General features: G+C 57.3%; 7 protein-coding genes. 5 read left to right on the top strand and 2 right to left on the bottom strand.

Annotated elements, in window-relative coordinates:
* Positions 1-15 precede the first annotated feature (15 nt).
* From ACIQJ2_RS25780 to ACIQJ2_RS25795, 4 genes are all read left to right on the top strand, one after another.
* Positions 16-858, top strand: a complete 843-nt coding sequence (locus ACIQJ2_RS25780) for a BtpA/SgcQ family protein (protein ID WP_199148222.1) — start codon at positions 16-18, stop codon at positions 856-858.
* A 1-nt stretch (position 859) separates the two neighbouring features.
* Positions 860-1,519: a TenA family protein gene (locus ACIQJ2_RS25785; RefSeq protein WP_400677669.1), complete on the top strand. Its 660-nt coding sequence runs from the start codon at positions 860-862 to the stop codon at positions 1,517-1,519.
* On the top strand, positions 1,519-2,418 hold the full coding sequence (locus tag ACIQJ2_RS25790) for a ribokinase (protein ID WP_400677671.1): 900 nt from the start codon (positions 1,519-1,521) through the stop codon (positions 2,416-2,418). The genes ACIQJ2_RS25785 and ACIQJ2_RS25790 overlap by 1 nt, the downstream gene beginning before the upstream one ends.
* Before the next feature lie 300 nt (positions 2,419-2,718).
* Positions 2,719-3,093 (top strand): DUF4260 domain-containing protein, encoded by a 375-nt coding sequence (locus ACIQJ2_RS25795; protein ID WP_400677673.1) that lies wholly within the window; start codon positions 2,719-2,721, stop codon positions 3,091-3,093.
* A 549-nt stretch (positions 3,094-3,642) separates the two neighbouring features.
* On the opposite strand, the gene ACIQJ2_RS25800 is transcribed toward ACIQJ2_RS25795, so the two are convergent.
* Both ACIQJ2_RS25800 and ACIQJ2_RS25805 read right to left on the bottom strand, forming a co-directional pair.
* Positions 3,643-4,665 carry an RNA polymerase subunit sigma-70 gene (locus tag ACIQJ2_RS25800; RefSeq protein WP_400677675.1) on the bottom strand — a complete coding sequence of 341 codons (1,023 nt, stop codon included), beginning with the start codon at positions 4,663-4,665 and terminating at the stop codon, positions 3,643-3,645.
* A 49-nt stretch (positions 4,666-4,714) separates the two neighbouring features.
* Entirely contained in the window at positions 4,715-5,476 is a 762-nt protein-coding gene (locus ACIQJ2_RS25805) for an SDR family NAD(P)-dependent oxidoreductase (RefSeq protein WP_400677677.1), read from the bottom strand.
* Positions 5,477-5,960: 484 nt separating this feature from the next.
* Between ACIQJ2_RS25805 and ACIQJ2_RS25810 the strand changes: the two genes are divergently transcribed.
* A complete protein-coding gene (locus tag ACIQJ2_RS25810) occupies positions 5,961-6,401 on the top strand; it encodes a DUF3237 family protein (RefSeq protein WP_199148229.1) in 441 nt (146 codons plus the stop codon).
* Positions 6,402-6,689 lie beyond the last annotated feature (288 nt).

Here is a 6,689-nt window from a genome sequence, read left to right on the forward strand (position 1 = left end):
TGAAAAGGAAAGACTATGCAACAGATATCCGGCAACAGTGGCAATGCGATCGAAGAGATCTTCGGTAGAAACAAGGTCTTGATTGGAATGATCCACTGCCCGGCCTTTCCTGGATCTCCGCGCTATCGCGGTGCTGAGATGGATACAATTTACGATGCTTGCATGCGCGATGCCGAAGCATGCATCGAGGGTGGGCTCCACGGTCTTGTCATCGAAAATCATGGAGATGTGCCTTTTTCAAAGCCGGAAGACATCGGACCTGAAACCACCGGGTTCATGTCCGTCGTGACCGATCGGATCAGGCGGGCAACCGGTATTCCCCTCGGAATAAACGTTCTCGCCAATGCCCCCATCCCGGCATTTGCAATCGCAATGGCGGGCGGGGCAAGCTTCATTCGCGTCAATCAATGGGCAAACGCCTACGTCGCAAATGAAGGCTTTATGGAAGGACGTGCGGCAGAGGCGATGCGCTACAGGTCGCAATTGCGTGCTGAACACATCAAGGTCTTCGCCGATAGCCACGTTAAACACGGATCTCACGCGATTGTTGCGGATCGCTCTATTGTTGAACTCACCAAAGATCTCGCATTCTTCGATGCTGATGGTGTTATCGCAACCGGCCAGCGGACCGGAAACACTGCAACAATCGAGGAGATCGAGGAGATTGGCGGTGCGACCCATCTTCCTCTCCTCGTCGGATCGGGGGTCGACAAGAACAATATCGTCGAAATCTTGAAGCGCACCAATGGCGTGATTGTTGCCTCTTCTCTCAAGCACGGCGGTGTTTGGTGGAATTCGGTCGATATAGAGCGTGTACGGGCCTTTCGTATGGCTGCCGAGCCGGCACTTGAGGCTTGAAATGACTGAGACGCTGTCTGAAAAAATCCTGAGAGAGAATGATGCCGTTCTATCCGACATGCTGCGGCATCGTTTCATCGCCGATATCAAGCATGACAAGCTCACGAAGGAAGGCTTTGAGCGCTATCTTGTCTACGAGGCTGCATTTGTAGACACCGCCATTTCGATCTTCGCTTATGCGGCGGCGACGGCGCCACGAATCGACCAAAAGCGATGGCTGATCTCGGTTCTTGATGCTCTTGCCAACGACCAGATTGCCTATTTCGAGCGAACGTTTTCAATGAGGCAGATCGACGTCAGCCAATTTGATGCTAAGCTTCCGCAAGTCACGGCATTTTGCGAGGGCATGCTATCTATCGCGCGCAAGGGCGGTTTTCTGGACGTGCTGGCTGCAATGTTTGCCGCGGAGTGGATGTATTGGACCTGGTCGAAGGACGCTGCGGGATGCGACATAAGCGATCCGTTGCTGAAGGAATGGATCAACATGCACGTCGATCAAACCTTCGCAGATCAGGCACTTTGGCTGAAGACGCAGCTTGACGAGGCAGGAGAGGCGCTCGGAGCGGAGGATCGTGATCGTCTGAGCGAGATTTTTGGCCAGGCGATGCGACTTGAAATCGACTTTCACGATGCTCCATACATGGGAGTGCGAGAAAGCTGATGCATGCCTATGTCATTGGAAACGCCGTCATTGATGAAACTTTTGCCGTAAGTTCGCTACCGAAAGCAGGAGAGTCCATCTTTGGAAGCCTGATCGCATCGAATGTTGGTGGAAAGGGATGCAATCAAGCGATCGTCCTTGCCAGATGTGGCGTGCCTGCAACCCTTATAGCGGCCGTCGGCAATGACGGCCGTGCGGCTTTGGTCAGAGCCTTGATCGAAGGCGAGGGGCTGGCTAGCAGACTGATCATTCAGCCCAACTGCACGACCGACATGTCCGTCATCCTAAGATTGGCCAACGGCGAGAACGCGATTATCACGACAACAGAGGCTGCACGCAGTCTCTCCTTTGTCGACGTTCAGCCATTACTCGCAGGAGCATTCCGGGGAGATCTTGTTGTCTTGCAAGGTAACCTGAATGGCGAAACCACTCTTTCGATCATGAAATACGCGAAGCAGCTGGGGATGATTGTTGCCTTCAATCCTTCACCGCTGCAGGCGTACTTCGCGGATCTGTGGCCTCTTGTCGATATTGCCTTCGTCAACGAGGGCGAGGCCTCCTCGTTGACGGGGTTGCAAGGTGAAGCCGCGTCCGCAGCACTCCTTGCTCTTGGGGTTGATCTCGTCGTCCAGACCAACGGCGCAGATGGTGCGCTGCTGACGGCAAGGAATGTGAGTTCGAGGGTGTCGGCGTCGAAGTGTGAAGTCGTTGACACAACCGGTGCTGGCGACACCTTCATGGCCGTTGCGCTGGCGTCGAGCATGTTGCGTCGTGCGAAGCTGGATCCCTCTGCGGTCGAAAGCGCATCTTTAGCGGCATCTCTCACGGTAAGTAGGCTGGGGACACTATCGGCCTTTCCGACGCGCGAGGAGCTTGCCACGATCCTTGCACAAACTTGAACTTGCCAGTGTCGGCTCGGCAACATATCGAGTTTCTCCGTAAGCATATTCAGCGCCGTCTTCGACGCGCAGTGTCCACCAGGCAGAGACAGGCCCATGAAGTGTTACGCAATTCTGAACCAATCGAGGAGGATCGTGAAATGGCAGACACGTGAGTTTCGCATGGAATTCAACAAGCCGTCGCAAAGCGGCTGCGAAACGACCGGTATTCATTTATGAATAGCCGATAGTTGAATTTAGTCGATTTTGTATGCGTGTCATCGATGTTATCACCCCGACGAAACAGTTGGAGATTGAGTTATGACAGGTTTCGTCACCGGAATTCCTAAAGTGCTTCTTCGCCTCGAGGGGCTTGGAGTACTTGTTGCCGCGACGGTTTGGTACGCTACACTGGATGTCAGTTGGTGGCTATTTGCCGTCCTGATCTTGGCTCCCGACCTGTCGATGTTCGGTTACCTTGCTGGCAAGAAAGTGGGTGCCGCGCTTTACAACGCAGCCCACTGGTACGTCCCACCGCTCGCTTTGATCACTTGGGGTATGGTTGGGCACGCGATTGTGATGCTGGCAGTCGGGCTGGTATGGGTAGCCCATATCGGCCTCGACAGAGCACTAGGCTACGGGCTTAAATATGCAGAAGGATTTGGCATGACACATCTGGAGTCAAACCGACGCTAAAGAACAATAGGAATTGATAGGACCGGTTACGACCGGGATCATCTTGGAAAACACGGTCTCAATAGATCTAGCTGGCCGGAACCGCATGGACGGCCGCCGGCGCCACCGATCCCTTTCCGTGTCGTGACGCGAACAAGGTGAAGACGCGGTACAAGGGCCATATTGCCGGGTGAGGTTCATCTCATGCACGTCGAGCGTAAAGCCCAAATCGCGTTCCGGACCTCTTAGAGCATGTATTTGTGCCATGCTTAGTTCTCACTTCACTTCTTACGAAACCGCCAGAAGGCGGCATAGGCGACGATAGTCCGATATTCGTCGAACGTGACCTCGCCGTGCTTGAGGGCTGAGCGAGGCCTAGAGGATGATCGTGAACGCGTCGGGCGAACGGGCCGAACCAGGTGATATTCGCGGGGAATGTCCTTCTCCGCGATCGTCGCGCCTGCAGAGCCCCGCACGAACTTGCTCCATGACCTGGCGAAGATTATGTCTGGCGCGAACACGGACAAGACAGAGCCTCCCTCAGCCCAAATCGCCACTTCCGGCGCTTGGTCACGCTTCGAGCACAGTCGGCAGTCGGAATGCGCTGAAGAGCTTCGGAGCGAGCGGCTGCGTAAACATCGTTATTGTCCGAACGCCGCCTTCGTCCAACGCCAAAAGCTGGACCGAATGCGCGTTCCAGCGGCCTTCCGCGCCAAGCGAATAGAGGGCGAACGCCGGCTGCAGGTTCGCACCGACCGGCAAGAGACGGAAGCCCCGATAAGCTGGCCAAACCGCCCCGAAGAAATCTCCGACCGAACGGCGACCCTGATACCATTCTCGCCAAGGCGGCATAGAATAGATGGCGTCCTCCTTCAGGAGGGAGACGAAGCGTTCGAGATCTGCACTCTCCCAGGCCTGCACATAGCGCTCCAAGAGACTCCGCTGATGTGCGTCGGTGATTGCGACCGGTCCGGCATCGTGATCCCTGGCAGCAAGCTTCGCCCTCGCTCGTTGCAAGGCGCTGCTGACCGATGCGATTGATGCGTCGAGAGCAGCAGCGACCTCGATTGCGGACCAGCCAAGGACATCGGCCAGTAGCAGGACCGCGCGTTGCCGTGGGGGCAGCTGCTGGATCGTCGCGATGAAGGCGAGGCAGACAGACTCTCTAAGTTCATAGCGGACATCCGGCCTGGTGTCCGGATCAGCCAAGTTCTCCAGTTCGACGTCAGGATAGGGCTCGAGCCATCGCGCTTCTATGTCCGGCCGCCCCTGTGGTCGACCGATAGAGGGGCCCCCCAGTTGGACAGGCATCAACCGAGCGCGCCTCGAACGGCTTGCCACCACGTTGAGCGCGACATTGGTTGCGATCCGGTACAGCCAGTTCTTGATCGAGGCGCGCGCTTCGAAGTCGTCGAAGCCCCGCCAGGCGCGCAGCATGGTTTCCTGAACCGCGTCCTCGGCGTCGTGAACTGATCCCAGCATGCGATAGCAATGTAGCTTGAGCCCGGATTGATGCTTCTCAACCACCTTGAGGAAGTCTGCGCGACTGGGTGGAATGTCGCCGGCAGGGCCTAAGCGGGCGTGATGTTTCATAGCAAAACGCTCCGGTTTCCGACGACGCAGCTCTTCCACTGTTGCATATTCAGCTCACTTTCTCCATGCCGTCAGCTGAAATGGTGAAGATCGATCCCGGCTCCATCGGTGACTTGCTGGCGAAGTCGACGACTGCCTGAGCCACGTTCGCGGGCGACTGTCGTGGCCCCATATTCTCAAGAAACTTATCCGTTGTAATGCCGAGGTATTGAGCGTAGCCGTTTGCCGCTGCCCGCCCAAGGTCAGTTTCCGGCATGATCCGGGAGGGAACGAGCGCCATGAAGCGGATGCCGAGCTCACGACGATCGGATTCAGCCTGACAGTATTTTGCGATGAACATCTGCATGCGCTTGGCGCCGGCATAACCGCCCGATATCGGTGAGCCGCCGATGCCGGCACCACTGGAAATGATCACGACGACCGAGCCCGCAGCCAGCGGCACCTGCAGCGCCTCGCGACAGAACAGAAAGGCCATCTTGGCGTCGACCTCCCAATTCACGCTGAATTCGGCCCAAGTGAGTTCCGGTATTGGTCGGACAGGTGGCGTAGCGCCGCCACAGATAACCAGGAGGTCTGGTCGCCCCTTCCGAAAAACCATCGCTGGCGCGCCTTCGGTCGCGGCGTCCAGCGCTAACGTCTCAAGGCCGGGAGTGTTTCTCGCGAGTGCGGCTAGGTCGCCTGCTTGTCTGGCGACCGCCAGAACTTGAGCACCATCGGCCGACGCTCGCTGCACTATCTCGCGCCCGACGCCCCGGCTCGCGCCGAGCACGACCACGCGCTTGCCCTTTAAGGTCCAATTCTCCGACGACATCAGTCAAATCTCCTCAAATATCATTGTCGTGGTGGAGACCGCCGGCGTCGGAAAACTCATCGGTCCGGCGAAGACTTTTTTGGCTGGGCAGCTGGGTCGAAGCCCTCTGCGACCCTTCAATCCAGATGGACGGCGACGTGGATCTTGTTAGCACTCAAGTCCGCCTATCCTGTACCCCACAGGCGGATCTCGCGGTCTTGGCTAGCTTCCCGGCCTCGGATCGTGGTCGCTGCATGACCGAGGCCCTCGCAAACCTGGCCGACAGGCTGATCGTCGGCTGACAGGCTGACGTCAGGGACGCTCCAATGCGTATGGTCTTGGCGTTCGAAACCGAGGACCTCGACGCGCGCCGCTAGGCTTGGCCGTCAGGCGGTCCGATAGCTGTGTCCAAAATCCCGATCGACCGATGAATTTCGACCAACTGACGGGTCTGTACTACGCCCCCGTTGGCGACACCTGTGCAGGAATTTAGGAGAGAGAAGTGATGAGCTACGAAAAGATCTTCGAATACGACCTCGATATCACCGGCGTGACCGACTACGGCGCCGATATGGAGCCTATCTTTACAGGACGGCAAAGGGTGCCGCTGCAGGGAGCTCAATTCGATGTCACGCTCGCGGGGCCGGTCAAAGGCCGCTTGAATGGTGTTATGCGCGGCATCGACTACCTGCGTGTGCGTCCAGACGGCCGCCGTGCGCTTGAACTCCGGGGCATGATCGAAACCGACGACGGAAGCCGGATCGCGTTTTCTGCCGAGGGGGTGGGTTCCCCGCGCGACGACGGGCCGATCATAGACCTGGCTGTGAAAATCGATCTACTGACGGCGGCGGTCCCTCATTCGTGGGTCAACGCCAAATCGGCTTGGGGTATTGGATACGCGGACTTGGCCGCCAACAAGATCCACGTCGACGTCTATCTGCATTGAAGGGTCGCAGACCGGCATCACCGAGTTCCAGATCTTGCCCGGCAAGGGACCCCACCCGTAGCAAGGGTGGTTAATCGGCCCAAATCGGATATTCCATCAAAGACAAGCCGATGTATGCCGTTGAAAAATCTGAGGTGACGGACTTGTGCAACAATAGGGTCGTCGGTTTGATTCCCATCAAGAGCGAAGAGATGCCAGCGAACTTGGCGCCGCCGCGTTAGCGGCGGAATGGGCTCTTCCGAGGGGATATGTCTTCGCCATCGGCCGAGCGAATCGTCCCCGCGTGCC

This window comes from Rhizobium sp. NPDC092011 (assembly GCF_044756305.1).
Taxonomy (GTDB): Bacteria; Pseudomonadota; Alphaproteobacteria; order Rhizobiales; family Rhizobiaceae; genus Rhizobium.

What these genes read in the sequence shown, in the direction of transcription:
- ACIQJ2_RS25795 (WP_400677673.1), top strand. Translation starts at nt 2,719, where the DNA reads ATGACAGGTTTCGTCACCGGAATTCCTAAAGTGCTTCTTCGCCTCGAG.
- ACIQJ2_RS25785 (WP_400677669.1), top strand. Translation starts at nt 860, where the DNA reads ATGACTGAGACGCTGTCTGAAAAAATCCTGAGAGAGAATGATGCCGTT.
- ACIQJ2_RS25790 (WP_400677671.1), top strand. Translation starts at nt 1,519, where the DNA reads ATGCATGCCTATGTCATTGGAAACGCCGTCATTGATGAAACTTTTGCC.
- ACIQJ2_RS25780 (WP_199148222.1), top strand. Translation starts at nt 16, where the DNA reads ATGCAACAGATATCCGGCAACAGTGGCAATGCGATCGAAGAGATCTTC.
- ACIQJ2_RS25800 (WP_400677675.1), bottom strand. Translation starts at nt 4,665, where the DNA reads ATGAAACATCACGCCCGCTTAGGCCCTGCCGGCGACATTCCACCCAGT.
- ACIQJ2_RS25805 (WP_400677677.1), bottom strand. Translation starts at nt 5,476, where the DNA reads ATGTCGTCGGAGAATTGGACCTTAAAGGGCAAGCGCGTGGTCGTGCTC.
- ACIQJ2_RS25810 (WP_199148229.1), top strand. Translation starts at nt 5,961, where the DNA reads ATGAGCTACGAAAAGATCTTCGAATACGACCTCGATATCACCGGCGTG.